24 protein-coding genes are annotated in these 24916 nt (G+C 66.0%); 18 read left to right on the top strand and 6 right to left on the bottom strand.

The annotated features are described in order from the left end of the window. The first annotated feature begins 89 nt into the window (after positions 1-89). The 5 genes from HNQ66_RS10955 (at position 90) to HNQ66_RS10935 (ending at position 2841) form a co-directional block, all read left to right on the top strand. Positions 90-293, top strand: coding sequence for a YdcH family protein (locus HNQ66_RS10955; protein ID WP_184144031.1), 204 nt, complete (start codon positions 90-92; stop codon positions 291-293). A gap of 51 nt (positions 294-344) precedes the next feature. Further along, positions 345-812, top strand: coding sequence for a 5-(carboxyamino)imidazole ribonucleotide mutase (gene purE, locus HNQ66_RS10950; RefSeq protein WP_184144268.1), 468 nt, complete (start codon positions 345-347; stop codon positions 810-812). Then, the gene (locus HNQ66_RS10945) at positions 809-1867 is read left to right on the top strand and encodes a 5-(carboxyamino)imidazole ribonucleotide synthase (RefSeq protein ID WP_184144029.1); all 1059 of its coding nucleotides are present in this window, start codon (positions 809-811) and stop codon (positions 1865-1867) included. Before purE ends, HNQ66_RS10945 begins: the two co-directional genes overlap by 4 nt. A 159-nt stretch (positions 1868-2026) precedes the next feature. Continuing rightward, the gene (gene ykgO / locus HNQ66_RS10940; protein ID WP_119256688.1) at positions 2027-2152 is read left to right on the top strand and encodes a type B 50S ribosomal protein L36; all 126 of its coding nucleotides are present in this window, start codon (positions 2027-2029) and stop codon (positions 2150-2152) included. 83 nt (positions 2153-2235) lie between these two features. After that, a complete protein-coding gene (locus HNQ66_RS10935) occupies positions 2236-2841 on the top strand; it encodes a tetratricopeptide repeat protein (RefSeq protein WP_184144027.1) in 606 nt (201 codons plus the stop codon). 240 nt (positions 2842-3081) lie between these two features. Here the strand turns inward: HNQ66_RS10935 and pyk are convergent, their stop codons facing one another. Beyond that, complete coding sequence (pyk, locus tag HNQ66_RS10930; protein WP_184144025.1) at positions 3082-4521, bottom strand: pyruvate kinase; 1440 nt, start codon at positions 4519-4521, stop codon at positions 3082-3084. Further along, positions 4521-4997, bottom strand: coding sequence for a DUF1036 domain-containing protein (locus HNQ66_RS10925; protein ID WP_343059476.1), 477 nt, complete (start codon positions 4995-4997; stop codon positions 4521-4523). Before HNQ66_RS10925 ends, pyk begins: the two co-directional genes overlap by 1 nt. A 196-nt stretch (positions 4998-5193) precedes the next feature. Between HNQ66_RS10925 and HNQ66_RS10920 the strand changes: the two genes are divergently transcribed. The 3 genes from HNQ66_RS10920 to HNQ66_RS10910 all read left to right on the top strand — a co-directional run bounded on the left by HNQ66_RS10920 (position 5194) and on the right by HNQ66_RS10910 (position 6679). Beyond that, complete coding sequence (locus HNQ66_RS10920) at positions 5194-5982, top strand: N-formylglutamate amidohydrolase (RefSeq protein ID WP_184144023.1); 789 nt, start codon at positions 5194-5196, stop codon at positions 5980-5982. A 10-nt stretch (positions 5983-5992) separates the two neighbouring features. Continuing rightward, complete coding sequence (locus HNQ66_RS10915) at positions 5993-6298, top strand: DUF1244 domain-containing protein (protein ID WP_184144021.1); 306 nt, start codon at positions 5993-5995, stop codon at positions 6296-6298. 114 nt (positions 6299-6412) lie between these two features. Next, on the top strand, positions 6413-6679 hold the full coding sequence (locus HNQ66_RS10910) for a DUF2312 domain-containing protein (protein WP_160785259.1): 267 nt from the start codon (positions 6413-6415) through the stop codon (positions 6677-6679). A gap of 214 nt (positions 6680-6893) precedes the next feature. Here HNQ66_RS10910 and HNQ66_RS10905 read toward each other — a convergent pair whose 3' ends face one another. Both HNQ66_RS10905 and HNQ66_RS10900 read right to left on the bottom strand, forming a co-directional pair. Continuing rightward, positions 6894-8672 (bottom strand): peptidoglycan L,D-endopeptidase MepK, encoded by a 1779-nt coding sequence (locus HNQ66_RS10905; RefSeq protein ID WP_380779033.1) that lies wholly within the window; start codon positions 8670-8672, stop codon positions 6894-6896. A gap of 175 nt (positions 8673-8847) precedes the next feature. Then, on the bottom strand, positions 8848-10380 hold the full coding sequence (locus tag HNQ66_RS10900; RefSeq protein WP_184144019.1) for a sigma 54-interacting transcriptional regulator: 1533 nt from the start codon (positions 10378-10380) through the stop codon (positions 8848-8850). A 165-nt stretch (positions 10381-10545) separates the two neighbouring features. Here HNQ66_RS10900 and HNQ66_RS10895 point away from each other — a divergent pair, with 165 nt between their 5' ends. The 9 genes from HNQ66_RS10895 to HNQ66_RS10855 all read left to right on the top strand — a co-directional run bounded on the left by HNQ66_RS10895 (position 10546) and on the right by HNQ66_RS10855 (position 21277). After that, positions 10546-12393 carry a M3 family oligoendopeptidase gene (locus tag HNQ66_RS10895; RefSeq protein ID WP_184144017.1) on the top strand — a complete coding sequence of 616 codons (1848 nt, stop codon included), beginning with the start codon at positions 10546-10548 and terminating at the stop codon, positions 12391-12393. A 21-nt stretch (positions 12394-12414) separates the two neighbouring features. Then, the gene (locus HNQ66_RS10890) at positions 12415-13572 is read left to right on the top strand and encodes an aminodeoxychorismate synthase component I (RefSeq protein WP_184144015.1); all 1158 of its coding nucleotides are present in this window, start codon (positions 12415-12417) and stop codon (positions 13570-13572) included. Continuing rightward, positions 13521-14330 (top strand): aminotransferase class IV family protein, encoded by an 810-nt coding sequence (locus HNQ66_RS23825; protein WP_380779039.1) that lies wholly within the window; start codon positions 13521-13523, stop codon positions 14328-14330. The genes HNQ66_RS10890 and HNQ66_RS23825 overlap by 52 nt, the downstream gene beginning before the upstream one ends. A 140-nt stretch (positions 14331-14470) precedes the next feature. After that, the gene (locus HNQ66_RS10880; RefSeq protein WP_184144013.1) at positions 14471-15922 is read left to right on the top strand and encodes a homospermidine synthase; all 1452 of its coding nucleotides are present in this window, start codon (positions 14471-14473) and stop codon (positions 15920-15922) included. 163 nt (positions 15923-16085) lie between these two features. Further along, complete coding sequence (gene omp10 / locus HNQ66_RS10875) at positions 16086-16457, top strand: outer membrane lipoprotein Omp10 (protein ID WP_184144011.1); 372 nt, start codon at positions 16086-16088, stop codon at positions 16455-16457. Between the two features lie 148 nt (positions 16458-16605). Then, positions 16606-18534 (top strand): 5'-nucleotidase C-terminal domain-containing protein, encoded by a 1929-nt coding sequence (locus HNQ66_RS10870; RefSeq protein WP_184144009.1) that lies wholly within the window; start codon positions 16606-16608, stop codon positions 18532-18534. Between the two features lie 138 nt (positions 18535-18672). Further along, on the top strand, positions 18673-19704 hold the full coding sequence (gene hemH / locus HNQ66_RS10865; RefSeq protein WP_184144007.1) for a ferrochelatase: 1032 nt from the start codon (positions 18673-18675) through the stop codon (positions 19702-19704). Positions 19705-19808: 104 nt separating this feature from the next. Then, entirely contained in the window at positions 19809-20822 is a 1014-nt protein-coding gene (locus tag HNQ66_RS10860) for an SPFH domain-containing protein (RefSeq protein ID WP_184144260.1), read from the top strand. After that, positions 20819-21277, top strand: coding sequence for an NfeD family protein (locus tag HNQ66_RS10855; protein WP_184144005.1), 459 nt, complete (start codon positions 20819-20821; stop codon positions 21275-21277). Before HNQ66_RS10860 ends, HNQ66_RS10855 begins: the two co-directional genes overlap by 4 nt. A gap of 4 nt (positions 21278-21281) precedes the next feature. On the opposite strand, the gene HNQ66_RS10850 is transcribed toward HNQ66_RS10855, so the two are convergent. Further along, positions 21282-22277, bottom strand: a complete 996-nt coding sequence (locus HNQ66_RS10850) for a KpsF/GutQ family sugar-phosphate isomerase (RefSeq protein WP_184144003.1) — start codon at positions 22275-22277, stop codon at positions 21282-21284. Positions 22278-22400: 123 nt separating this feature from the next. On the opposite strand from HNQ66_RS10850, the gene HNQ66_RS10845 reads away from it, so the two are divergent. Then, complete coding sequence (locus tag HNQ66_RS10845) at positions 22401-23924, top strand: outer membrane beta-barrel protein (protein ID WP_184144001.1); 1524 nt, start codon at positions 22401-22403, stop codon at positions 23922-23924. 3 nt (positions 23925-23927) lie between these two features. Here the strand turns inward: HNQ66_RS10845 and galU are convergent, their stop codons facing one another. Next, entirely contained in the window at positions 23928-24815 is an 888-nt protein-coding gene (gene galU / locus HNQ66_RS10840; RefSeq protein ID WP_184143999.1) for a UTP--glucose-1-phosphate uridylyltransferase GalU, read from the bottom strand. Between the last annotated feature and the right edge of the window lie 101 nt (positions 24816-24916).

Raw genomic sequence — 24916 nt, 5'->3', positions numbered from 1 at the left:
TTACCGGGGCTTTCGTGGTAGGAGCAGCCTTCATGGAGGCTGCGGGGCGGCGAACCGGCCCGCAACCGGGAAGACGGGGAACGAATAGCATGGCAGACCAGGATCAGGCTGAATTGCGGCTTGCCGTTGCACGGCTGCGCCAGGAGCACGAAGACTACGACACCGCGATCAACGCCATGATCCAGACCGGCTGCGAAGCCCTCAGAATCCAGCGCATGAAGAAGAAGAAGCTGATCTTGAAGGACAAGATCTCCAAGCTGGAAGACCAGATCATTCCCGACATCATCGCCTGAAACGGACGAGACGCCTTGGACACGACAGAAACGCCCCCCGTCGCCATCATCATGGGAAGCCAGTCCGACTGGGAGACGATGAAGAACGCTGCCGATACGCTCGATGCGCTCGGCGTCGACTACGAGGCGCGCATCATCTCGGCCCACCGCACGCCGGACCGGCTCTACAGCTTCGCGCGCGGCGCCAAGGCGGAGGGCTTCAAGGTGATCGTCGCCGGCGCGGGCGGGGCGGCGCACCTTCCCGGCATGGCCGCGGCCATGACGCCGCTGCCGGTCTTCGGCGTTCCCGTCCAGTCCAAGGCGCTGTCCGGGCAGGACAGCCTGCTTTCCATCGTGCAGATGCCGGCCGGCATTCCCGTCGGCACGCTCGCCATCGGCCGGGCGGGCGCGGTCAACGCCGCGCTGCTTGCCGCCGCCGTCCTTGCCCTCGGCGATCCCGAGCTTGCCCACCGCCTCGACGAATGGCGCGAGCAGCAGTCGAATGCCGTCGCCGAATACCCCGTGGACGGCCCCCTATGAGCGCGAAGACGATCGGCATCATCGGCGGCGGCCAGCTCGGCCGCATGCTGGCCATGGCGGCCGCCCGGCTGAATTTCCGCACCGTCGTCCTGGAACCGCAGGCCGACTGCCCGGCCGCGCAGGTCGCCAACGCCCAGATCGTCGCGGCCTATGACGACGCCGAGGCGCTTGCCGAGCTTGCCCGCCTTTCGGACGTCGTGACCTACGAATTCGAGAACGTGCCCGTTTCCGCCGCCGCGATGCTGGCGCAGTCCGTTCCGGTCTATCCGCCGCCGCGCGCGCTGGAAGTCTCGCAGGACCGCCTCGTCGAAAAGAGCTTCATCCGCGACTGCGCCATCCCGACCGCCGATTTCGCCGCCGTGGACAGCCAGGCCGACCTCGAGGCCGCACTCGACCGCTTCGGCGGCGTCGGCGTCCTGAAGACCCGCCGGCTCGGCTATGACGGCAAGGGCCAGCGCCTGTTCCGCTCGCCGGCCGAAAGCCGCGAGGGCGCCTTCGAGGCACTCGGCGGCGTGCCGCTCATCCTGGAAAGCCTCGTGCCCTTCGAGCGGGAAATCTCCATCATCGCCGCGCGTGACGCGAACGGCACCATCGCCTGCTACGATCCCGCCGAGAACGTCCACCGCAACGGCATCCTGCACACCTCGACGCTCCCCGCCCGCATCGGCGAGGCGACGGCGGACCAGGCCCGCAGGGCGGCGCGCGCGATCCTCGACAGCCTTTCCTATGTCGGCGTCATCGGCGTCGAGTTCTTCGTGCTGCCGGACGGCGGGCTCGTCGCCAACGAGATCGCCCCGCGCGTGCACAATTCCGGCCACTGGACGGAGGCGGCCTGCATCGTCTCGCAGTTCGAGCAGCATATCCGCGCGGTTTCCGGCCACCCGCTCGGCGACCCGCGCCGCCATTCGGACTGCGTGATGCAGAACCTCATCGGCGACGACATCGACGACGTTCCCGCCTGGCTCGAAACGCCGGACGTGCTCGTCCATCTCTACGGCAAGACCGAGGCCCGCCCCGGCCGCAAGATGGGCCACGTCACGCGGCTCACCGGCTGAAACAGGCCGTGGAAGGCTGGAAAACCTGCCGCCCACGGTTGACAGCCCGGATATCACGCGGTACATGCCTGCCAACCTGAAAGCGCGCCCGAAACGGCGCGTTTTTGATTGAGGAAATCCGGCGAACTCGAGTCGCCCTGCAATACGCGGATCAGAAAAATGAAGATCAAGAATTCGCTCAAGTCGCTCAAGGCCCGCCACCGCGAGAACCGCCTTGTTCGCCGCAAGGGCCGTGTCTACATCATCAACAAGCAGAACCCGCGCTTCAAGGCTCGTCAGGGCTGATTGGGCGTAGGGGTCGCCTTTCCGCATGGGCGGGAAGTGATGATCGAAAATACCAGTTTGACGTTCGGCGCAGGCGCTCTACCATGAGCGCCATGCGTTTTTTCGTGTTTCTCACGCTCTGCCTTTGCCTTGCCGGCGCCCTGCCGGCCCCTGTCCTCGCGCAATCGGCGCAGACCGCTTCCGCCGAGGCCGGGGCCTTCCCCACGCAGGCCCAGCGTCTCGACTCGCTCTTCACCGAATTGAAGCACGAACGCGACACGGACGCCGCCAAGGGCATCGCGGACCGGATCCGCCGGGAATGGCAGGATTCCGGCAGCGCCACCGTCAACCTCCTCATCCAGTGGGCCGACAAGGCGATGAGCGAGGACAACAATGCCGCCGCGCTCGATTTCCTCGACGAGGCGATTCGCCTGAAGCCCGACTATGTCGAGGGCTGGAACCAGCGCGCCACGCTGCATTTCAAGATGGGCAACTACCGCAAGTCCATGTCGGACATCAACCAGGTGCTGCGGATCGAGCCCCGCCACTTCGGCGCGCTCGCGGGCGTCGCCGCCATCATGACCCAGACCGGCCGCGACGAGATGGCCCTGAAAGCCTGGGAACGCTTCCTCGACGTCTACCCCACCGAGCGGCAGGCGCAGAAGGAATACGGCGATCTCGCCGAGAAGCTGACCGGCCAGCGGACGTAGAGTCTCTCCCGCAAGGGCGGCATATGCAGTCTTGCCCCTCACCCTAACCCTCTCCCCGCAAGCGGGGAGAGGGGACGTGCCCCATGAACGGGCATTGCTTGAGGAAAACGGTGCGCCCTACCCCTTCGCCCCGCTTGCGGGGAGAAGGTGCCGGCAGGCGGATGAGGGGCATTCCCGATGCGCTGGAATCAAAAAGGCGGGCCGGAGCCCGCCTTCGATAGATTGCCGGAAATCGCCCGCTCAGACGCCGCTGACGCCGTCGGCGGCGATGTAGGCGATGCGCAGCATGTTCGTCGCGCCGGGCGTGCCGAGCGGAACGCCGGCCGAGATGATGATGCGGTCGCCGGGCTTGCCGAACTCCTCGCTGACGACGATGCGGCAGGCGCGGTTGACCATGTCGTCGAGATCCGTCGCATCGCCCGTGACGACGCAGTGCAGGCCCCAGACAACCGACAGGCGCCGCGCCGTCTCGATGACCGGCGAAAGCGCCAGCACCGGCACTTCCGGCCGCTCGCGCGCCGCGCGCAGGCCCGTCGTGCCCGAGGAGGTGTAACAGACGATGGCCGACAGCTTCAGCGTCTCGGCGATCTGCCGGGCAGCGAGCGAGATGGCGTCGGCGCCGGTCGCTTCGGGCGTCGAGCGCTGGGCATAGATGATACCCGGATAATGCGGGTCGCGCTCGACCTTGCTGGCGATGGAGGCCATGGTGGAGACGGCTTCGACCGGATAGTCGCCGGAGGCCGACTCGGCCGACAGCATGACGGCGTCCGCGCCTTCGAAGACAGCGGTCGCGACGTCGGAGACCTCGGCGCGGGTCGGCACCGGCGCGGAGATCATCGATTCCAGCATCTGGGTTGCGACGACGACCGGCTTGCCTTGGCGGCGGCAGGCGCGGATGAGCTGCTTCTGGATGCCCGGAACGGCTTCCAGCGGCATTTCCACGCCAAGGTCGCCACGCGCCACCATGAGAGCGTCGGAAAGCTCGATGATCTCCTCGATGCGCTCGACGGCCTGGGGCTTTTCGATCTTCGACATCAGGCCGACGCGGCCGCGCGCGATCTTGCGCACTTCGGCCAGGTCTTCGGGCCGCTGGACGAAGGAAAGGGCCACCCAGTCGACGCTGCCGGTCGCGAGCACCGCATCGAGGTCGACACGGTCCTTCTCGGTCAGCACGCCGACGCCGAGCAGCGTGTCGGGCAGGCTCACGCCCTTGCGGTCGGAGATCTTCGTGCCGGAAATGACGGTGCAGACGATGGACTTGCCGTCGGCGCTCTCGGCGCGAAGGTGCAGCTTGCCGTCGTCGATCAGGAGGCGATGGCCGGGCTTGACCGCTTCGAGGATTTCCGGATGGGGCAGGAAGACGCGGGTGTTGTCGCCGGGCACGTCCTTGTTGTCGAGCGTGAAGGTCTGGCCGGGCTTCAGCTCTTCCGAGCCGTTGGCGAACTTGCCGACGCGCAGCTTCGGGCCCTGGAGGTCGGCGAGGATGCCGATCGGCCGGCCGCAGCGGGCCTCGACGGCGCGGATGCGGCTGATCAGCGTGCGCATCACGTCGTGGCTGGCATGGCTCATGTTGATGCGGAACAGGTCTGCTCCCGCCTCATGCAGCTTCTGGATCATCTGCTCGTCAGACGATGCCGGTCCGAGCGTGGCGAGGATTTTGACTTTTCTGTTCCGTCTCATCAGTTCTGGCTTTCCTGCGTCCCTGGCGTGTCTGAAAGCTGTACCATCCAGCTTCCCTGCCGCCCCGTGTCATATTCCTTGAAGCCCATGCGCTGGAAACCGCGCGCGAAGCAGTCCTTCACGCCGGTGATCTTGAACTCGTTCTCGGCGACGCACATGTTGACGTCACCGGTCCAGCGGCCGCCGCGGGCGGCGTCCTCGGCATAGAGATAGTAGTAGCGCGACTGCAGCTCGCCCTCGATCAGGGTGGCGCAGGTCGTGGCGGGCACCTGCCACCAGCCTTCGGTGATCCAGCCTTCCTTGGCGCGGTAGCCGATGGCGACGCCGACGAGGTTCTGCGTGCCGTTGCAGACGCGGAATTCGGCCCTGGCCTCACCGGGCACGGAAAGGGCGAAGAAACCCGCAAGGAGGAAGAGGCCGGCCTGGAAAAGGCTGCCGGCTTTCGGGAAGAACGGGCTGGTGCTCTTGGTTCTCACGGCTTCCGATGGAACTCCGTTGATTTGAATATGCGCTTTCTTGCGACGGCGGGGCATGAATGTCAACGCAACACTAATCGATTACATTTTCACGACAACGAGGGGAATCAATCCTGCAACCGCAGGCCTTGCGCCTTGCAGGCAAGCTCGCCCCGTGCGATCACGGAAAGGACACGGGCGCACAATCGGCGAAAGCATGCAGGACCATTCCCCCTTCGAGATCATCGACGGCGACCTCACCCTCGGGCTCGTCATCCTGGCGGACCATGCCACCAATCTCCTCCCCGAACGCTACGGCCGCCTCGGCCTGCCGGAAAGCGCCTTCGGGCGCCACATCGCCTACGATATCGGCGTCGAGGGCGTGGTGCGCGGCCTCAATGCCCGGCTGAACGCGCCGGTGGTCATGAGCCGCTTTTCCCGCCTCCTGATCGACCCCAACCGCGGCGAGGACGACCCGACGCTCGTCATGCGCATTTCCGACGGCGCGATCGTTCCAGGCAATCATCCGATCACGCCCGAAGAATGGCAATACCGGCTCGATACCTTCCACCGCCCCTATCACGATGCTGTGTCCGCAACGATAAGCGCGGTCGCCGCGAAGACCGGCAAGGCGCCGCTCGTCCTCTCCATGCATTCCTTCACGCCGGCCTGGAAGGGCGTGCCGCGCCCCTGGCATGTGACGGTGCTGTGGGACAGCGATCCCCGCGCCGTCCGCCCGCTGCTCGCCGAACTGGAAGCGCCCGGCGACGTCGTGGTCGGCGACAACGAGCCCTATGACGGGGCGCTGCGCGGCGACACCATGTTCCGCCACTGCATGAAGCCCGGCATTGCCCACGCGCTCATCGAGATCCGCCAGGACGAGATCGGCGACGAAGCCGGCATCGCTCGCTGGGTCGATCGCCTCGCGCCGGTCTTCGCGCGGTTGAATGCGGACCCGGCCCTGCACACATACGAGATATTCCCCTCCCGCACCGGACCCTATTGAGACAGACGCGATGACCGAGCTTACCAAGGAACAGCAGACCGAATTCGAGGCCGCCGCCTTCCGCCGCCTCGTGCGGCACCTGCGCGAGCGCACGGACGTGCAGAACATCGACCTGATGAACCTTGCCGGCTTCTGCCGCAATTGCCTGTCCAACTGGTATCGCGAGGCTGCGAACGAGGCGGGCGTGCTGCTCGACAAGGAAGCCTCGCGCGACATCATCTACGGCATGCCCTACGAGGAGTGGCGCGCGCTGCACCAGCGCGAGGCGAGCGACGTGCAGAAGGCCGCCTTCGAGGTCAACCGCCCGAAGGAATGAGCCCCGCTCCCACGGGAAAATCCCGAAGCTACGCATGATAGGCCTTGATCTTGCCGGAAGTTCGCGGCAAGTCACGGCACCTTTCGAATTTCTAGCCCATCCAAGGAGAAGACCATGTCGGATGCCCACGGCGTCGCACGCGACCAGCTTCGCGCGTTCATCGAGCGGATCGAGCGTCTCGAGGAAGAAAAGAAAACCATCGCCGATGACATCAAGGACGTCTACGGCGAAGCCAAGGGAACCGGCTTCGACACCAAGATCCTGCGCAAGGTCATCCAGATCCGCAAGCAGGACAAGGACGAGCGCATGGAACAGGAAGCCATCCTCGACACCTACCTCCAGGCCCTCGGCATGATCGAGCTGCCGCCGGACGCCGAATAAGGGACTTTCCATACAAGGCGCCTGCGCGCCTCCCCTCCTCTCCACCGTCATCCTCGGCCTTGAGCCGAGGATCCACCGGCGCCCCGAAGCATGGATGCTCGGGTCAAGCCCGAGCATGACGACGGAGAGGATGGAGAGAGAGGCAACAATACCGATAAACGAAAACCCGCCGGATCGCTCCGGCGGGTTTTTTGTCTGGAGAAAACGGTGCGGCTCAGTTCTCGGCGCGCTCGAACTTGCGCACTTCCATGAAGTTCACGGCGGTGCCGCTGAAGCGGCCTGCGTCGATCGATTTCGTCTCGGGCTGGAAGCCGGCCATGTAGACCGTGGTGGGCGCAGCGCGCAGCGTGCGGCTGACGAAGCGCGGCGCCTTGACCGGCTTGGAGAGCGTCGCCATGCGGCCCTGGTCGAGCGCCCATTGCGAGAGGATCTTCTGCGTCAGCTTCGGCTCGGTGCGGATCGCGCCGCGGCTTGCGGCGTCGGCGTCCTTCTTCTTCGGGCGGCTGCCCTTGGCCGGCACCTCTTCCGCCGTCTTCGCCGAGAAGGCGTCCGTACCGCCGAGCGAGCGGGTGGCGCCGCCCTCCGGCTCGAGCGCGGCCATCTCGACCGGCACGCCTTCGTCGAGGTCCCTTGCCGGATCGGCGAGCGCGGCAAGGCCGGAACGGTCGGCTGACGCCGGCAGGGCCACGTCGGCCTCCGCCGCGGCCATCAGCGCCGTGCTCGAACCGCCAAGCTCGACCTGCGGACGCAGGCCCGGAACCGGAACGACGCCCAGCACCTCGCCGTCTTCCTCGACGGCGGCAGCGGCCATCACTGTCGGCTGGGCATCGCCCGCCTCGGTGCGCGCGCCGAGCATGACCGGCAGCGGGATCTTGTAGGCGGAAAGGTCCGCGAATTCAGGCTTGTCCTCGCCCGTCGTCGCCGCTTCCAGTGCCGCGGCCGCGCCGCTCGTCGCCGGGGCGACAAGCGCAAGCTCGGTCGTTTCCTCGGCCGCCTTGAAGGCCGGACGGCTGCCGGGCACGGGGGCGGTGAAGGCAAGCTCCGTCTCGGTTTCGGCGGCCGCGACGGGCGTGGTGTCCTGCGCCGCCTTCGCCTTGCCGCCGCCCGCGTCGAAATCGTCGGCGATGGCGACGTTGCTGGCGATCATTTCGGGCTCTTCATCCTCGTCGCCGCCTCCGCCGAAGAGACTGGCAAGGAAGCCCTTGCTGCGCTTGGATGCGGACGGGTTCGATCCGCCGCCGGCAACCTGGATGGCATCCGCACCGACGCGGCGCTTGTAGTCGGCGACGGCCTGCTGGTAGCCCGGCAGCGGCTTGCCGTCGGTCGGGACATGCATGGTCTTGCCGTCCGGGAAGAGGCTGACGAGCTCCTGCCGGCTCATGCGCGGCCAGGCGCGCACGCTGCCGACGTCGAGATGCACGAAGGGCGAGCCGGAGGTCGGGTAGAAACCGACGCCGCCCACCTGGAATTTCATGGCGGTGGCGCGCAGCGTCGCCAGCTTCACGCCGGGAATGAAGAAGTCCATCGCCTTGCCGAGCATGTGCTGGCTCTTCTTGGCGACACCCTTTGTGCGCGAGCGCAGCATGGAGTTCGTGGCCGGCGAGCGATAGGCGGAAACGACGTTGATGTAACCCGTAGCGCCGACCTTCTGGTAGACTTCCCAGACGAGGTCGAAGAGGCGCGGGTCCATCTTCGTCGGCTCGTTGCGGCGCCAGTCGCGCAGGAACTGGTTGAGCTGCTTGAGGCCGCGCGGATCATAGCGCCCGTTGCGCTTGAAGGTGATCTCGGCCTTTTCGCGCGTATGGAGGAAATAGAGCTTGAGCGTGCGGTTGCCGCTCTCGGCCTGGACGGTCGCGGGAATGGTTGCCGGCAGGATGAGGGCAGCAGAGAGCACAGCCGTGGTAAGAACCTTGGGCAGCTTGTGCAACACTGTCTTGCAGAGGCTGCCCAGGGAGGCTCCCGGGCGCTTCATCGATGCGAACAAATTTGCCAACTCTTTCCCCGTCCGGAGGACAACGAACGTCCGCTGTCCCAGATGACTGCCAATTGCGGTGAGAGCATGGCAAATCCGCCACACTTCCCGCCGCGAGCCCCTTATAGTGAACAATCCACTAACAGGGAATAAACGGCAATCGAGAAATCCCGGAAGACCGGGATTTACGGGGGTTTTACGCAGCTTCCTTCAACGGATCGTCCGGATCGATGCCGTAATCCTTCAGTTTGCGGTAGAGCGTCGAGCGGCCGATGCCCAGCTTGCGGGCCACCTGGCTCATCTGGCCGTGGTAGAATTTCAGCGCGAAGCGGATCAGCTCCTCCTCGACATCGGCGAGCTTGCGCACATGGCCGCCCTTGTCGACGCTGGAAATGGCGTTCTCCGGCCCGTGCGCTGCGTCGGCCGATTCGCTCGGCTTGAAATCGGGATAGACGCTCGGCAGGCGCGTCTCGGAGGCGGGCTCCGGGGTGTGCAGGCTGGCCGCCTCCCAGGTGACCGCGCCGTCCTCGGCAAGGCCGTAGCCCGGCACCTGCGCGGCGATCTGCGGGAAATCGGCCGCGCGCAGCTCGTCGCCTTCCGCCAGCACCACGGCGCGGAAGATGGCGTTCTCGAGCTGGCGGATGTTGCCCGGCCAGTCATAGGCCGTCAGCAGCGCCATGGCGCCGGCCGAGACGGCGAGCGGGCGGGCAAGCTTCTGCTCGCCGGCAAAGCGCTGCACGAAGGCGCGCACGAGGACGGGGATGTCCTCCTTGCGCTTGCGCAGCGCCGGGATGGTGATCGGGAAGACGTTGAGGCGGTAGTAGAGGTCCTCGCGGAAACGGCCCTCGCGCACCTCGTTGATGAGGTCGCGGTTGGTCGCCGAGATGAGGCGGACATTGACCTTCTGGGGAAAACGCGCGCCGATCGTCTCGATCTCGCCCTGCTGCACGGCGCGCAGGAGCTTCACCTGCACCTCGAGCGGCAGGTCGCCGATCTCGTCGAGGAACAGCGTGCCGCCGTCGGCCTCCATGAACTTGCCGGTATGGCGCTCGCTCGCCCCGGTGAAGGCGCCCTTCTCGTGGCCGAAGAGGATGCTTTCCACGAGATTGTGCGGGATCGCCCCGCAATTGACGGTCACGAAAGGCTTGCCGGCCCGCTCGCTTCCCGCCTGGATGGCGCGGGCGACCATTTCCTTGCCGACGCCGGATTCGCCCTCCAGCACGACGGGGATGTTCGACTGGGCGGCACGCCGGCCGAGCTCGATGACGCGCAGCATTTCCGGGCTCGCCGAAACGATGTCGTCGAAATGCACGGTCTCGGACCTGTTGCGGCGGCCGGTGCGGCTGCGGCCCTCCCGCTGGTCCATCTTCAGGGCGTTGCCGACCGCGACGTTGAGCCGCTCGGGCGAGACGGGCTTGACCACGAAATCGAAGGCGCCGGCGCGCATGGCCGAGACCACCGTCTCGATGCCGCCCTGCCCCGTCTGCACGATGACGGGAATGGTGTTCTCGCGCTCGGCGAGCGCTTCCAGGAAGGCCGAGCCGTTCATCTCCGGCATCATCAGGTCCAGCAGGATCACGTTGATGAGGCCTCCCTTGCGATCGAGCAGGTCGAGGCCCGCACGGCCGTTTTCCGCCATGTGGGCGACATGGCCGGAGCGCTCGATCATGTTCTTGAGAAGCCTGCGCTGGACAGGATCGTCGTCGATGACAAGAATATGGGCCGTCACTGGAACCTCCTTGCCTGAAGGCGCGCGTCATGCACGCCCAAGGGAACTGGACACTGGCGGACCATGGCAGAAAGGGTTGAACATGCCGTTTTGAGAAAGGCTTGCATTTTAACCATTGCCGACGCAAGCAAGGGGCCGTTCCGCCCGCCTGAAAGAGAGATGACGATGAACCGCATTTTCCCCGCCCCCTCGATCGCCCTCGCGCCGGCAGAGGCCGCAGCCAGCGCCGCGCTCGGCGACCTTCCCGGCTGGAACCTCGCCGATCTCTACCCCGCGCCCGATTCTGCCGAATTCAAGGCGGACATGAAGAAGGCCGAGGCCGACACGCTCACCTTCGAGGCGAAGTGGAAGGGCAAGCTGGACGCGGCGACCGAAAAGACGGGCGACGAGGGCATCGGCGCAGCCGTGAAGGAATTCGAGGCGCTGGAGGACGTGATGGGCCGCATCGTCTCCTATGCCGGCCTCACCTATTTCACCAACACGACCGATCCGGCGAACGGCAAGTTCTACGGCGACGTGCAGGCCAGCCTCACCGACCTCGGCGCGCATCTCCTGTTTTTCTCCCTTGAACTCAACAGGATAGCGGACGAGCGCATCGCGGCCGCCTTGAAGAGCGACGCGCTTGCAGCGCACTACGCCCCCTGGATCGAGGACCTGCGCAAGGACAAGCCCTACCAGCTCGACGACAGGACCGAGCAGCTCTTCCTTGAAAAATCGATGACCGGCGCGGCCGCCTGGAACCGCCTCTTCGACGAGACCATGGCCTCGCTCCGCTACACGATCGACGGCGAGGAGGTGCCGCTGGAGATCGCCCTCAACCAGCTCCAGTCGCCGGACGGCGAGGCCCGCCGCAAGGCCGCCGAGGCGCTGGCCGCGACCTTCCGGGAGAACATCCGCACCTTCACGCTGATCACCAACACGCTCGCCAAGGACAAGGAGATCTCCGACCGCTGGCGGGGCTTTGCCGACATCGCCGACAGCCGCCACCTTGCCAACCGCGTCGAGCCGGAAGTGGTCGCCGCGCTGGCGGAAGCCGTGCGCGAAGCCTATCCGCGCCTTTCCCACCGCTACTATGCGATGAAGGCGAAGTGGCTCGGAATGGAGCAGATGGACTATTGGGACCGCAATGCGCCCCTTCCCGAGACACCCGATGCGACGATCCCGTGGAGCGAGGCGCGCGACACCGTGCTTGCCGCCTACGGCGCCTTCGCCCCCGAAATGGCCGCCATCGCGAAGGACTTCTTCGACAAGGGCTGGATCGACGCGCCGGTGCGCCCCGGCAAGGCGCCGGGTGCCTTCGCCCATCCGACGGTGCCCTCGGCGCATCCCTACGTGCTCGTCAACTACATGGGCAAGCCGCGCGACGTGATGACGCTCGCCCATGAGCTCGGCCATGGTGTGCATCAGGTGCTGGCCGGCGGCCAGGGCGCGCTGATGGCTTCGACGCCGCTGACGCTCGCCGAGACCGCCTCCGTCTTCGGCGAGATGCTGACCTTCCGCAGCCTTCTCGACAAGACGAAGGACAAGCGCGAGCGCAAAGCCATGCTCGCCCAGAAGGTCGAGGACATGATCAACACGGTCGTGCGCCAGATCGCCTTCTACGAATTCGAGCGCAAGGTCCACACCGCGCGCAAGGAAGGCGAGCTCACCTCCGACCAGATCGGCGAGCTCTGGCTCTCCGTGCAGGAGGAAAGCCTCGGGCCGGCAATCCGCATTTCCGAGGGCTACGAAACCTACTGGGCCTATATCCCCCACTTCATCCATTCGCCCTTCTACGTCTATGCCTATGCCTTCGGCGATTGCCTGGTGAACTCGCTCTATGCCGTCTACCAACAGGCCGAGACCGGCTTCCAGGAGAAGTATTTCGACCTCCTCAAGGCCGGCGGCACCAAGCATCACACCGAGCTGCTGAAGCCCTTCGGCCTCGACGCCAGCGATCCGTCGTTCTGGAGCAAGGGACTGTCGATGATCGAGGGGCTGATCGACGAACTGGAAGCGCTTGATAAGGCCTGACCTCGAACGCCGGACACAAGCATGACCGACCGCGAACGCTTTGTGCTCCTCAGGGACGACCGCGAGGACCGGACGGTGGTTTTCGCCGATCCGGTCGCGGTCGTCACCGTGCGCGAGCGCGCCGGCTTCGAGCCGGCCTTCGCGGCCCTGCAGGCGGCGCATGAAAAGGGCCACTGGATCGCCGGCTTCATGAGCTACGAGGCCGGCCATCTCTTCGAAAGGAAGCTGGCGCCGCTCGCGGAGGAAAACCGCCCGACCCCGCTGATGAGCTTCGGCATCTTCGAGAAGCCGGCGGAAAATCATCCGCTCGCAAGGCCGCGTCACCGCGTCGAGAACGAACCCTTCCTCAGCGAGCCCAAGGCGCACTGGGATTTCGACACCTACCGCAGCCGCTTCGAGCGCCTGCACCGGCATCTGCGGCAGGGCGACTGCTACCAGGCGAACCTCACCATGCCGATCCGCGCCCGCTGGACCGGCGATCCGCTCGCCGCCTTCTGGTCGCTGATCGAGCGCCAGCCGGTTCGCTACGGCGCCTTCGTCTCGCTCGACGGGCCGCTTCTCCTCTCCCGCTCGCCGGAGCTCTTCTTCGACGTCGACAAGGACGGCTGGATCGAGACGCATCCGATGAAGGGCACCGCGGCACGGGGAAAAAATGCGGCGGAGGACGCGGAAATCGTCGCCGCGATGCAGGCGGACGTGAAGACGCAGGCGGAGAACCGCATGATCGTCGACCTCCTGCGCAACGACATCTCGCGCATCACCGAGGTCGGCACGCTCGACGTGCCGAAGCTCTTCGCCGTCGAGACCTACCCGACCGTGCACCAGATGGTGAGCCATGTGCGGGCGAAACTCCTGCCCGGCCTCGCGATCCGCGACATCTTCGCCGCCCTCTTCCCCTGCGGCTCGATCACCGGCGCGCCGAAGATGCGCGCCATGGAGATCCTGCACGACCTGGAGGACGGCCCGCGCGACGCCTATTGCGGCGCCATCGGCGTCATCGCCCCGGACGGCACCATGCGCTTCAACGTCGCCATCCGCACCATCTCGCTCTTCGAGGGCGGCAACGCCGTCTTCAACGTCGGCGGCGGCATCGTCTTCGATTCCACCGCCGAGGCCGAATACGAGGAATGCCTGCTGAAGGCGCGCTTCGCCGTGGGGGACCAATGGATTTCTCGCTGATCGAGACATTGCGGTGGGAGCGGGGCGGCGGCTTCGTGCGGCTGGAGCGGCATCTGGCGCGGCTGGCGCGCTCGGCCGCAGCGCTGGGGTTGGCGGGGGCGGAGAAAGCGGAAAGCGCATTATATGAGGCTCTACCCCCCTCTGCCCTGCCGGGCATCTCCCCCACAGGGGGGGAGATTGGCAAGAGGCAAGGTCATCTCTCAACCGCGGCCACTGAAATGGGCAAGGCGTCCCCCCACCCAATCTCCCCCCCTGTGGGGGAGATGCCCGGCAGGGCAGAGGGGGGTGTGCCACAACCGACACCTCTCCGCATCCGTCTCGAACTCTTCCCCGACGGCCGCATCGAGGTGCAGACGGCACCCTTCGCGCCCCTTGCCGAAAACACGGTCTGGCGCCTCCGGATCGCGACTACCCGCCTCTCCTCCACCGATCCGCTGCTGCGCCACAAGACCTCCCGCCGCACCCTCTACGCCGCCGCGCGCGCCGAGTTTCCCGCAACGGAGGCCGACGAGGTGCTGCTTCTCAACGAGCGCGGCGAGGTCTGCGAAGGCACCATCACCTCGCTCTTCCTCGACGACGGTTCCGGCATCCTCAAGACGCCACCGCTCGCTTCGGGCCTTCTGGCCGGCGTGCTGCGGGAAGAGCTGCTGGAAACCGGCCGGGCCGTCGAAGCGAGGCTGCTGCCGGAAGACCTTAAGAGCGGCACGATCTTTGCCGGCAATTCGCTGCGCGGACTGATCCGCTGCGTTCTCACGTAAGGCATCGAGGCCGGATTAAACATAATCCCCGGCCGCTCTTTATTGTGACAGAAATCTGTGCTCTAGCGCTGCCATACTATGCTAAGGGGCTCGGAAGGCCCTGATTTTCAGCGCAAAGCGGCCGTCCGCAGGAGAACCAAATGGCAGACAGCACCTATCCGGTATATGGCGAAATCACCGGCCCGATCGTGATGATCGGCTTCGGCTCCATCGGGCGCGGCACGCTGCCGCTGATCGAGCGTCATTTCAAGTACGACCGGAACCGGCTGATCGTCATCGAGCCGCGCGAGGATGCCGCCGACGCGGAGATCTACGCCCGCCACGGCGTGCGCCACGTCAAGGCCCATGTCACCAAGGACAACTACAAGGACCTCCTGAAGCCCCTTCTCAAGGAAGGCGAAGGTCAGGCCTTCTGCGTCAACCTTTCCGTCGACACCGGCTCGCTCGACCTCATCAAGTTCTGCCGCAAGCTGGACGTGCTCTATATCGATACGGTCGTCGAGCCCTGGCTCGGCTTCTATTTCGACAAGAACATGAAGAACGCCGACCGCACGAACTATGCGCTGCGCGAGACCGTGCGCCGCGAGAAGGAGAAGAATCCGGGCGGCACGACGGCCGTTTCCACCTGCGGCGCAAACCCCGGCATGGTCTCCTGGTTCGTCAAGCAGGCGCTGGTCAACCTTGCGAAGGACCTCGAGATCAAGTTCGAGGAACCCGATCAGCACGACCGCGAAGGCTGGGCGAAGCTGATGAAGAAGGTCGGCGTCAAGGGCGTGCACATCGCCGAGCGCGACACCCAGCGCACCAAGAACCCCAAGCCCTTCAACACCTTCTGGAACACCTGGTCCGTCGAGGGCTTCATCTCGGAAGGCCTGCAGCCGGCCGAGCTCGGCTGGGGCACCCATGAGAAGTGGATGCCGAAGAACGCCAGGAAGCAGAAGAAGGGTTGCAAGGCCGCCATCTACCTGGAGCAGCCCGGCGCCAACACGCGCGTCCGCTCCTGGTGCCCGACGCCCGGCCCGCAATACGGCTTCCTCGTCACCCACAACGAGTCCATCTCGATCGCCGACTATTTCACGGTGCGCGACAAGCACGGCGACGTCGACTACCGCCCGACCTGCCACTATGCCTACCACCCCTGCAACGACGCCGTGCTGTCGCTGCACGAGATGTTCGGCAACGGCGGCAATCAGCAGCCGGTGCTGCATGTCCTCGACGAGAACGAACTGGTGGACGGCGTCGACGAACTGGGCGTGCTGCTCTACGGCCACGACAAGAACGCCTACTGGTACGGCTCGCGCCTGTCGCTGGAGGAAACCCGCCGCATCGCTCCCTACCAGAACGCGACCGGCCTGCAGGTGACCTCGGCCGTTCTCGCCGGCATGGTCTGGGCGCTGGAGAACCCGAAAGCCGGCATCGTGGAGGCCGACGAGGTCGACTACAAGCGCTGCCTCGAAGTGCAGACGCCCTATCTCGGCCCGGTCGAAGGCCACTATACCGACTGGACCCCGCTCGAAGGCCGCCCGGGCCTCTTCCCGGAAGACCTCGACACGAAGGACCCGTGGCAGTTCAGGAACGTCCTCGTCCGCTGAGCGGACGGCGCAGACGCAAAACCGGAACGCCCGCGCGAAAGCCGCGGGCGTCTTCGCTTTCAATGGGATAATGCCCGCCGCGTCTTGCTTTCGACGATTCTTCACGGCATGTTCGCCGGACCTGCCGGGCGGTTCGCGCCGCCATGACCCTGGGAGACTTGAGATGAAGCCGATTGCAATCGTGAGCCTGCTCACCGCCGCCGTAGCGCTCTCCGCCTGCATGTCGGACCGTTCGCCGCGCGGCCTGCCGGTGGCCCAGGCCCCCGTGCCGCAGGGCGTGGAAGGCTCGTGGGTCGATCCGAACGGCATCGTCTCCAGCTTCACCGCCGGCACGTTCACGACGCGCACGACCGACACGAACCAGCTCCTGGCATCGGGCACCTACATCAACACCTCGCCGACGCTGGTGGAGATCAACATGACCTCGCTGGTGCGCAACACCCAGTCCAAGGTCAATTGCGCGCTGGTCAGCCAGAGCCAGCTCAACTGCACCACCGCAGAGGGTGCACAGTTCTCGCTCACCCGGCGCCTGTAAGCGCCGCCGATACCGGAACGGAGGGCCGCAAGGCCCTTTTTTCGTTTCGGGAGGCCGCCGTCTTTTCGCTTGAAGTTGCCCTGAAGCGGTGAAAACATCGCGCAGCCCCTCCCGCGCATCGCCGCGGGCAAACGAGGAGACGAGAACCATGACGTTTTTCCGATCCGGCCTCTTGGCCGCTTCCATCATCGTGCTCTCCAGCGGTTCGGCCTTCGCGGATTACGAACTGAACATCCTGCACATCAACGACCTGCATTCGCGCATCGAATCGATCAACAAGTTCGATTCGACCTGCTCGGCCGAGGAGGAGAGCAAGAACGAGTGCTTCGGCGGCGTCGCGCGGCTGAAGACCGCCATCGACGCCGAGCGCCAGAAGCTTGCCGGCAAGAACGTGCTGCTGCTCAATGCGGGCGACAATTTCCAGGGCTCGCTCTTCTACACGACCTACAAGGGCGCGGCGGAGGCCGAGTTCCTCAACCTCATGAAGTTCGACGCCATGACCGTCGGCAACCATGAATTCGACGACAGCGAGGACGGGCTCGCCACCTTCCTCGACAAGGTCCAGTTCCCGGTCGTCACCGCGAATGTCGCCGCCAGCGCAAGCTCGAAGATCGGCGACCGCATCAAGTCCTATATCGTCCTCGACAAGGGCGGCCAGAAGATCGGCATCGTCGGGGCCGTCGCCAACGACACGCCGGAGCTTTCCTCGCCCGGCCCGAACGTGCTGATCGGCAACGACGTCGCCGACATCACCGCCGCCGTCGCCGAATTGAAGAAACAGGGCGTCGACAAGATCATCGCCCTCACCCATGTCGGCTATCCGCGCGACCTTGCGGCCATCGCCAAGATCCCCGACGTCGACGTCGTGGTCGGCGGCCACAGTCACTCCTTCCTCTCCAGCACGGACCCCAAGGCGGAAGGCCCCTATCCGACGATGGTGGACAATCCCGGCGGCTACAAGGTGCCCGTCGTGCAGGCCGGCTCCTATTCGAAATATCTCGGCGACCTGAAGGTCGTCTTCGACGACGCGGGTATCGTCAAGGAAGCCTCCGGCGCGCCCATCGCCATCGATTCAACGATCAAGCCGGACGAGGCGGTGCTTGCCCGCATCAAGGAACTCGCCGCCCCCATCGAGGAGCTGAAGAGCAAGATCGTCGCCGAAAGCGCCGGGCCCATCGACGGCTCGCGCGAGACCTGCCGCTCGGCCGAATGCGAGATGGGCGACCTCGTCGCCGACGCGCTGCTCGACCGCACGAAGAGCCAGGGCATGACCATCGCCATCACCAATGGCGGGGGGCTGCGCTCCTCCATCGACGCCGGCCCGGTCTCCATGGGCGAGGTGCTGTCGGTCCTGCCCTTCCAGAACACGGTCGCCACCTTCCAGCTCAAGGGCTCCGACCTTCTCGCCGCGCTGGAAAACGGCCTCAGCCAGATCGAGGAAGGCGCCGGCCGCTTCCCGCAGGTCTCCGGCATGAAATATTCCTTCGACCGCTCGAAGCCGGCCGGCAGCCGCATCGTCTCGGTCGAGGTGAAGGAGGGCGACGCCTTCGTGCCGCTCGATCCGGAGAAGACCTACGGCATCGTCTCCAACAACTACATGCGCGCGGGCGGCGACGGCTATGCCGTCTTCGCGAAATCCGCCGTGAACCCCTACGACTTCGGCCCGAACCTCGAACTGGTTGTCGCCGACTACCTCGCCGCCCACCGGCCCTACAAGCCGGCGACGGACGGCCGCATCACCGAAGTTAAGGCCGCCGCCCCGGCAACGGCCGAAACCGCGACCGATACGAATGAAACGGCCGCGAAATCGACCGAGGGCGCCGCAACGACGGGCGAAACCGCGTCCGGCACGGCGGAAACCACCCCGGCAGCCGGTTCGGAAACGGCGACCGCCGCATCCGGATCCGCCGCGTCCGCCGGCGGCAAGCATGTGATCGCCCGCGGCGACACGCTCTGGGACATCGCCAAGGCCGCCTATGGCGACGGCACGCTGTGGCACAGGATCGCCGAAGCCAACGGCAATCCGCGCCCGCGCGCGCTGCATATCGGCACGGAGCTCTCGATCCCCGCGAAATAAGACAATTTGTCTCCGCTATTTCCGCCGGTCCGGGCTTTTCCGGGCCGGCATTTCTTTTTAGAACGATTCTGACGGCCGGCCTCCGCCGCGCAACAAGAAGAACCAGGGCACGACAGCCCGCCCGTTGAGGACCGCACCATGCAGGACATCGCCGAAAAACCCGCCGCCCATCCCCCCGCCAAGCACGGCAAGGTCGGCGTCCTGCTCGTCAATCTCGGCACGCCGGACGGCACGGACTATGCCTCCATGCGCCGCTACCTCAAGGAATTCCTCACCGACAAGCGCGTCATCGAGTGGCCGAAGATCGCCTGGTATCCGATCCTCTTCGGCATCGTGCTCAACACGCGCCCCGGCAAGGTCGGCAAGGCCTACGAGACGATCTGGAACAAGGAGCGCAACGAGAGCTTCCTGCGCACCTATACGCGCAGCCAGGCCGAGCTGATGGGCAAGGCTCTCACCGACCATCCGCATGTCGTCGTCGACTGGGCCATGCGCTACGGCCAGCCCTCCATCGCCTCGCGCATGGAATACCTCCAGAAAGAGGGCTGCGAACGCATCCTCGTCTTCCCGCTCTATCCGCAATATGCGGCGGCGACGACCGCGACGGTCAACGACAAGGCCTTCGAGACGCTGTTGAAGATGCGCTGGCAGCCGGCGCTGCGCACCGTGCCGCCCTATCACGACGACCCGGCCTATATCGACGCGCTCGCCGTCTCCATCGAAAAGCACCTCGCCACGCTCGACTGGGAGCCGGAACGGGTGCTCGCCTCCTTCCACGGCATTCCGAAGAGCTATTTCGAGAAGGGCGACCCCTATTATTGCCAGTGCCAGAAGACGGCACGCCTTCTGCGCGACCGGCTCGGCTGGGCGGACGGCAAGCTGATGGTCACCTTCCAGTCCCGCTTCGGGCCGGAGGAATGGCTGCAGCCCTATACGGACAAGACCGTGGAGAAGCTGGCGCAGGAGGGCGTGAAGCGCATCGCCGTCCTCAATCCCGGCTTCGTCTCCGACTGCCTTGAGACGCTGGAGGAGATCGCCGAACAGGCGGCAGAGAGCTTCGTGCACAATGGCGGCGAGAAGTTCGCGCACATTCCCTGTCTCAACGACACGCCCGAGGGCATGGCGGTCCTCGAAAAGGTCGTGCGCCGCGAGCTTTCCGGCTGGGTCTGAGCCCCACGATAAATCACGCGCCGGCCAAATAGACTGGCCTTGCGGCCCGTATTGCTTACAGTGGCGCCGCGCCGCAACGTCTGACGGAGAGAAGCATCATGGATTTGGCCGGACTGGATATCGTCGTCATCGCCCTCGTGGTCCTCGTCATCCTGATCCTCTTCGCCGGGATCAAGACCATTCCGCAGGGCTACCAGTACACGGTGGAGCGCTTCGGCCGCTACACGCGCACGCTGGAGCCCGGCCTCAACCTCATCATCCCCTTCATCGACCGCATCGGCTCGAAGATGAACGTGATGGAGCAGGTGCTGGACATCCCGACGCAGGAGGTCATCACCCGCGACAATGCCAGCGTGTCGGCCGACGCCGTCGCCTTCTACCAGGTGCTGAACACCGCGCAGGCCGCCTACCAGGTCGCCCATCTCGAACACGCCATCATCAACCTCACCATGACCAATATCCGCTCGGTCATGGGCTCGATGGACCTCGACGAACTGCTCTCCAACCGCGACAAGATCAACGACCAGCTCCTGCGCGTCGTCGACGAGGCGGCCAATCCCTGGGGCCTGAAGATCACCCGCATCGAGATCAAGGACATCGCGCCGCCGAAGGACCTCGTCGACGCCATGGCGCGACAGATGAAGGCCGAGCGCGAGAAGCGCGCGCAGGTGCTGGAGGCCGAGGGCTCGCGCAATGCGCAGATCCTGCGCGCCGAGGGCGCCAAGCAATCCGCCATCCTGGAGGCCGAGGGCCAGCGGGAAGCCGCCTTCCGTGACGCCGAGGCCCGCGAACGCCTTGCCGAGGCCGAGGCCAAGGCGACGAAGATGGTCTCCGAGGCCATCGCCGCCGGCAATGTGCAGGCGATCAACTACTTCGTCGCGCAGAGATATACGGAGGCCATGGCCGCGATCGGCAAGGCGCCGAACGCCAAGGTCGTGCTGATGCCGATGGAAGCCTCCTCGCTCATCGGCTCGCTCGGCGGCATCGGCGCCATCGCAAGGGAGGTCTTCGGCGACGGCTCGACGCCCGCCGGCGCCCCGCAGCGCACGCGCCAGTCGACGCCGTCGACCGCCTCGCGCAACCCCTTCGACACGCCGCCGCAGGGAACGGGCGCATGATCCAGCGCATCGTCACCGAGCTCGGCCCCTGGGCCTGGTGGGTCCTCGGCATCGTGCTCCTGATCCTCGAAGTGCTGCTGCCCGGCGTCTTCCTCGTCTGGATCGGCATCGCCGCCATCGTCACGGGCGTGCTGTCCCTTCTCCTGTGGCAGGAGGCCTACTGGGTCTGGCAGGCGCAATGGGTGGTCTTCGCCGTGCTGTCGCTCGCCTCCGCCCTCATCGGCCGGCGCCTTGTCTACAGCCACGGCCGCGGCAGCGACCAGCCGCATCTCAACCAGCGCGGCCAGAGCCTCATCGGCCGCACCGCCGTGCTGGAGCAGCCGATCGCCGAAGGGCGCGGGCGCATCCGCCTCGACGATACGATGTGGAGCGTACAGGGGCCGGACCTTCCGGTCGGCGCGCGCGTGCGCGTGACCTCCAGCAACGGCCGGGACCTCACGGTCGAGGAGGCGTAAACCCTCAGGCGACGCCGATCCGCAGGAGATCGTGGAAATGCACGATGCCGACGGGCCGGAAGGTCTCGTCGGTGACGATGAGCGCGGTGATGTTGTGCTGGTTGAGGAGGCCGAGCGCGGCGGTTGCCAGCGTCGTCGGCCGCACCGTCTTGGGCGTGCGCGTCATCACGTCGTCGACCGTCAGTTCGGCAAGATTGCGCGAAAGGTTGCGCGCGATGTCGCCGTCCGTGACGATGCCGACCAGAATGCCCTCGCCGTTGACGACGCCCACGCAGCCGTAGCGCTTCTGCGCCAGCATGTGCACGGCCTCCGGCATCGACGTGCCGAGCCCGACGAGCGGCATGTTCTCGCCGCTGTGCATGATGTCGCCGATATGGGAAAGGCTCGCGCCGAGCTTGCCGCCCGGATGGAAGGTCTTGAAATCCGTCGCCGTGAAGCCGCGCGCTTCCAGCAGCGCAACGGCGATCGCATCGCCGAGCGCAAGCTGCATCAGCGTCGAGGTGGTGGGGGCGAGCCCATGCGGGCAGGCTTCCTGAGCCTTCGGCAGCAGCAGCACGGCATCGGCCGCACGCGCCAGAGCCGAGCGCTCGCCCGAGGTCATGGCGATGAGCGGAATGGAAAAGCGGCGGGAATAGGAGACGATCCCCTGCAGTTCGGCCGTCTCCCCGCTCCAGGAAAGCGCGAGGATGACGTCGTCGCGGCCGATCATGCCGAGGTCGCCGTGGGTCGCCTCCACCGGATGGACGAAGAAGGAGGGCGTGCCGGTCGAAGCGAGCGTCGCGGCGATCTTCACGCCGATATGGCCCGACTTGCCGATGCCCGTCACGATGACGCGGCCGGCGCTGCCCCCCATGAGCTGCACGGCCTGGCAGAAGGCATCGTTGAGGTCGCCGGCAAGCGCCGCCGAGAGCGCAAGAAGCCCGGCCTTTTCCGTCTCGACGGTGCGGATTGCAGACGCAACGGCGTCGGCGCCGTCGACTTTGGCCTGTCGTGTGATCATGCGCCTCGTTACCGCTTTTGCCGGAACCTGTCCACGGGGAACCGCACCCGCCCCTCTGCAACCAAGCGTTAACCATGGCGGTTTACGTTCGCTTAGGAAATTCGCGAATCGCAGGCCGGAAGCATGGGCAAGGCAAAGGAAACGGACCGTAGGGCGCTTTCGCCTTGCCTCACACGGCGTCTGGCCGGGCTTCTGCTCGCCGGCACGGTCCTTGCCGCCCCGGCCGCCATGGCCCAGGAGAAAGCCTCCGTCACTCCCACCTTCCAGAATCCGCTGGCCGTCACCGGCACGGCGGCGGCGGACGGTGCCACGGATACGGCGGCGAGCGGCACGAAAGCCCTGCCGGACCCGACGACGACGGCCTCGACGCCGGGCGACCTCGCCATCGCGGCGGAAGACGAGACGGTGCCCGCCGAGATCGGCGAGGACGGCGCGTATCTGAGCACCAGCCGGCGCACCGAACGGCTGAACCCGCGCGAAACCAACCTCGACCATGTGAGCAGCAAGTTCGGCGATCCCTACGAGCCGACCGGCATCCGCCTCGGCACCTTCGTGCTCAAGCCCTCGATCTCGCAGGGCATCGGCTACGAGAAGACGAAGTCGGGGGATACCTCCTCCAGCCGCACCTTTTCCCAGACGGGGCTGAAGGGCACGCTCACCTCCGACTGGTCGCGCCATCAGCTTACCGTCGAAGGCGAGGGCATCTACCAGCGCAACATCAGCGGCACCGGCGAGACGGAACCCAAGGTCGACATCAACGCCGACCTCAGGCTCGACCTCAGCGACGACACGATCGCCGACATCACCGGCGGCTACAATTTCGAGCGCGAGAGCTCCAGCGATCCCAATGCCGTCAACGGCGCGTCGGTGCAGTCGGGCGTGCACACCTTCAGCGCGGGCGCGAAGGTCAAGCGCGACTTCGGCCTGATCCGCGGCACCCTCGGCGCCGCGCTGGAGCGCGAGGTCTACGGCTCGGCGGAACTCGGCAACGGCGCCGAGCTCGACCTTTCGGACCGCAACAACACGGAAGGCACCCTGACGGGCCGCGTCGGCTTCGAGCTTTCGCCGGCCCTCATCCCCTATCTCGAAGCCTCCGTCGGGCGCTCCTACTACGACAACAAGCAGGATTCGCTCGGCTACGAGCGCTCCGCCTCGACGCTCGGCGGACGGGCGGGCGTGGAAGTCGACCTCGGCGAGAAGCTGCGCGGCGACCTCGGCCTCGGCTACAAGCGGGCGACCTTCGACGACAGCCGCCTTGCCGCGCTGGAGGGCATCACCGTCGACGGCGCGGTCTTCTGGTCGCCGCAGCGCGGCACCGACCTCCGGCTCGGCCTCGTCACGAACCTCCAGCCCTCCACCGCGGCCGGCCAGAGCGGCTATCTCGAATATATCGCGACGGCGGACCTCACGCACGAGCTGCGCGACAATCTCGTCGCCCGGCTGAGCGGCGCCTATACCTGGCGTGACTTCTCCGCCTCCGCCGGCCTGCCCGACCAGGACGTCTATCTCGCCGGGGCCGGGCTGACGTGGAACATCACCCGCTGGCTGGCGATGACCGGCGACGTTTCCTACGAGCTGACGCGCCAGTCGGGCGCGTCCGATACCGGCGTCACGCGCGCCGGCATCGGCCTTGTCCTGCGCCGATGAGCCTTATTTCAGGCCGGCGACCAGCGCCCTGAGCGGCCCCTCGACCGAGGGGCGGATATCGCCGCGGGCAAGGGCGAAGGCGATGTTGGCGAGGATGAAGCCGTCTTTCGCGCCGCAGTCGTAGGTCTCGCCCTTGAAGTGGTAGGCGGCGAATTTCTGGCTGTCGGCGAGCTTCACCATGGCGTCCGTCAACTGGATCTCGTTGCCGGCGCCGCGCTCCTGCGTGGAGAGGATCGGGAAGATTTCCGGCTGGAGGATGTAGCGGCCGTTGATGAAGAAGTTGGAGGGCGCGGTGCCCGGCGCCGGCTTCTCGACCATCTTGGTGATGGCGAAGCCCTCGCCGATCGCCTCGCCGACGCCGACGATGCCGTATTTGTGCGCCTGGTCGGGCGCGCATTCCTCGACGGCGACGACATTGGCGCCGCTCTGCTCGAAGAGCTCCACCATGCCCTTCATGCAGCCCTTCTCGGCCTTCATGATCATGTCGGGCAGGAGCAGCGCGAAGGGCTCGGGGCCGACCAGCTCACGGGCGCACCAGACGGCATGGCCGAGGCCGAGCGGCTCCTGCTGGCGGGTGAAGCTCGTCGAGCCGGCGACCGGCAGGATGCTGTCGAGCAGCGTGAGTTCCGCCGTCTTGTTGCGCTGGCGCAGCGTCTGCTCCAGCTCGACCTGGATGTCGAAATAGTCCTCGATGACCGCCTTGGAGCGACCGGTGACGAAGATCAGGTGCTCGATGCCGGCATCCAGCGCTTCATCCACCACATACTGGATGACCGGCTTGTCCACGACGGTCAGCATTTCCTTCGGAACGGCCTTCGTGGCCGGAAGGAAGCGGGTGCCGAGACCGGCCACCGGGAAAACTGCTTTGCGAACCTTGCGTGTCTGCGACATTATTCACCTCGTTGCGCCCGCGCCTCATGGCGGACATAGGACTGCTCGAATAGATTCCAATTCCTATCTTTTTGCAAAGGAAGACGGGGCAAAAGTTTGAT

The sequence above is a fragment of the Shinella fusca genome, assembly GCF_014203155.1.
In the GTDB taxonomy this organism is placed as follows: Bacteria; Pseudomonadota; Alphaproteobacteria; order Rhizobiales; family Rhizobiaceae; genus Shinella; species Shinella fusca.
This window is presented reverse-complemented; position numbering and strand designations above follow the sequence as displayed.

What these genes read in the sequence shown, in the direction of transcription:
- pyk (WP_184144025.1), bottom strand. Translation starts at nt 4,521, where the DNA reads ATGAGACGGAACAGAAAAGTCAAAATCCTCGCCACGCTCGGACCGGCA.
- HNQ66_RS10855 (WP_184144005.1), top strand. Translation starts at nt 20,819, where the DNA reads ATGATCCAGCGCATCGTCACCGAGCTCGGCCCCTGGGCCTGGTGGGTC.
- HNQ66_RS23825 (WP_380779039.1), top strand. Translation starts at nt 13,521, where the DNA reads ATGCCTGCTGAAGGCGCGCTTCGCCGTGGGGGACCAATGGATTTCTCG.
- HNQ66_RS10915 (WP_184144021.1), top strand. Translation starts at nt 5,993, where the DNA reads ATGACCGAGCTTACCAAGGAACAGCAGACCGAATTCGAGGCCGCCGCC.
- ykgO (WP_119256688.1), top strand. Translation starts at nt 2,027, where the DNA reads ATGAAGATCAAGAATTCGCTCAAGTCGCTCAAGGCCCGCCACCGCGAG.
- hemH (WP_184144007.1), top strand. Translation starts at nt 18,673, where the DNA reads ATGCAGGACATCGCCGAAAAACCCGCCGCCCATCCCCCCGCCAAGCAC.
- HNQ66_RS10890 (WP_184144015.1), top strand. Translation starts at nt 12,415, where the DNA reads ATGACCGACCGCGAACGCTTTGTGCTCCTCAGGGACGACCGCGAGGAC.
- HNQ66_RS10895 (WP_184144017.1), top strand. Translation starts at nt 10,546, where the DNA reads ATGAACCGCATTTTCCCCGCCCCCTCGATCGCCCTCGCGCCGGCAGAG.
- HNQ66_RS10870 (WP_184144009.1), top strand. Translation starts at nt 16,606, where the DNA reads ATGACGTTTTTCCGATCCGGCCTCTTGGCCGCTTCCATCATCGTGCTC.
- HNQ66_RS10850 (WP_184144003.1), bottom strand. Translation starts at nt 22,277, where the DNA reads ATGATCACACGACAGGCCAAAGTCGACGGCGCCGACGCCGTTGCGTCT.
- purE (WP_184144268.1), top strand. Translation starts at nt 345, where the DNA reads ATGGGAAGCCAGTCCGACTGGGAGACGATGAAGAACGCTGCCGATACG.
- HNQ66_RS10910 (WP_160785259.1), top strand. Translation starts at nt 6,413, where the DNA reads ATGTCGGATGCCCACGGCGTCGCACGCGACCAGCTTCGCGCGTTCATC.
- HNQ66_RS10920 (WP_184144023.1), top strand. Translation starts at nt 5,194, where the DNA reads ATGCAGGACCATTCCCCCTTCGAGATCATCGACGGCGACCTCACCCTC.
- HNQ66_RS10955 (WP_184144031.1), top strand. Translation starts at nt 90, where the DNA reads ATGGCAGACCAGGATCAGGCTGAATTGCGGCTTGCCGTTGCACGGCTG.
- HNQ66_RS10880 (WP_184144013.1), top strand. Translation starts at nt 14,471, where the DNA reads ATGGCAGACAGCACCTATCCGGTATATGGCGAAATCACCGGCCCGATC.
- omp10 (WP_184144011.1), top strand. Translation starts at nt 16,086, where the DNA reads ATGAAGCCGATTGCAATCGTGAGCCTGCTCACCGCCGCCGTAGCGCTC.
- HNQ66_RS10845 (WP_184144001.1), top strand. Translation starts at nt 22,401, where the DNA reads ATGGGCAAGGCAAAGGAAACGGACCGTAGGGCGCTTTCGCCTTGCCTC.
- galU (WP_184143999.1), bottom strand. Translation starts at nt 24,815, where the DNA reads ATGTCGCAGACACGCAAGGTTCGCAAAGCAGTTTTCCCGGTGGCCGGT.
- HNQ66_RS10935 (WP_184144027.1), top strand. Translation starts at nt 2,236, where the DNA reads ATGAGCGCCATGCGTTTTTTCGTGTTTCTCACGCTCTGCCTTTGCCTT.
- HNQ66_RS10945 (WP_184144029.1), top strand. Translation starts at nt 809, where the DNA reads ATGAGCGCGAAGACGATCGGCATCATCGGCGGCGGCCAGCTCGGCCGC.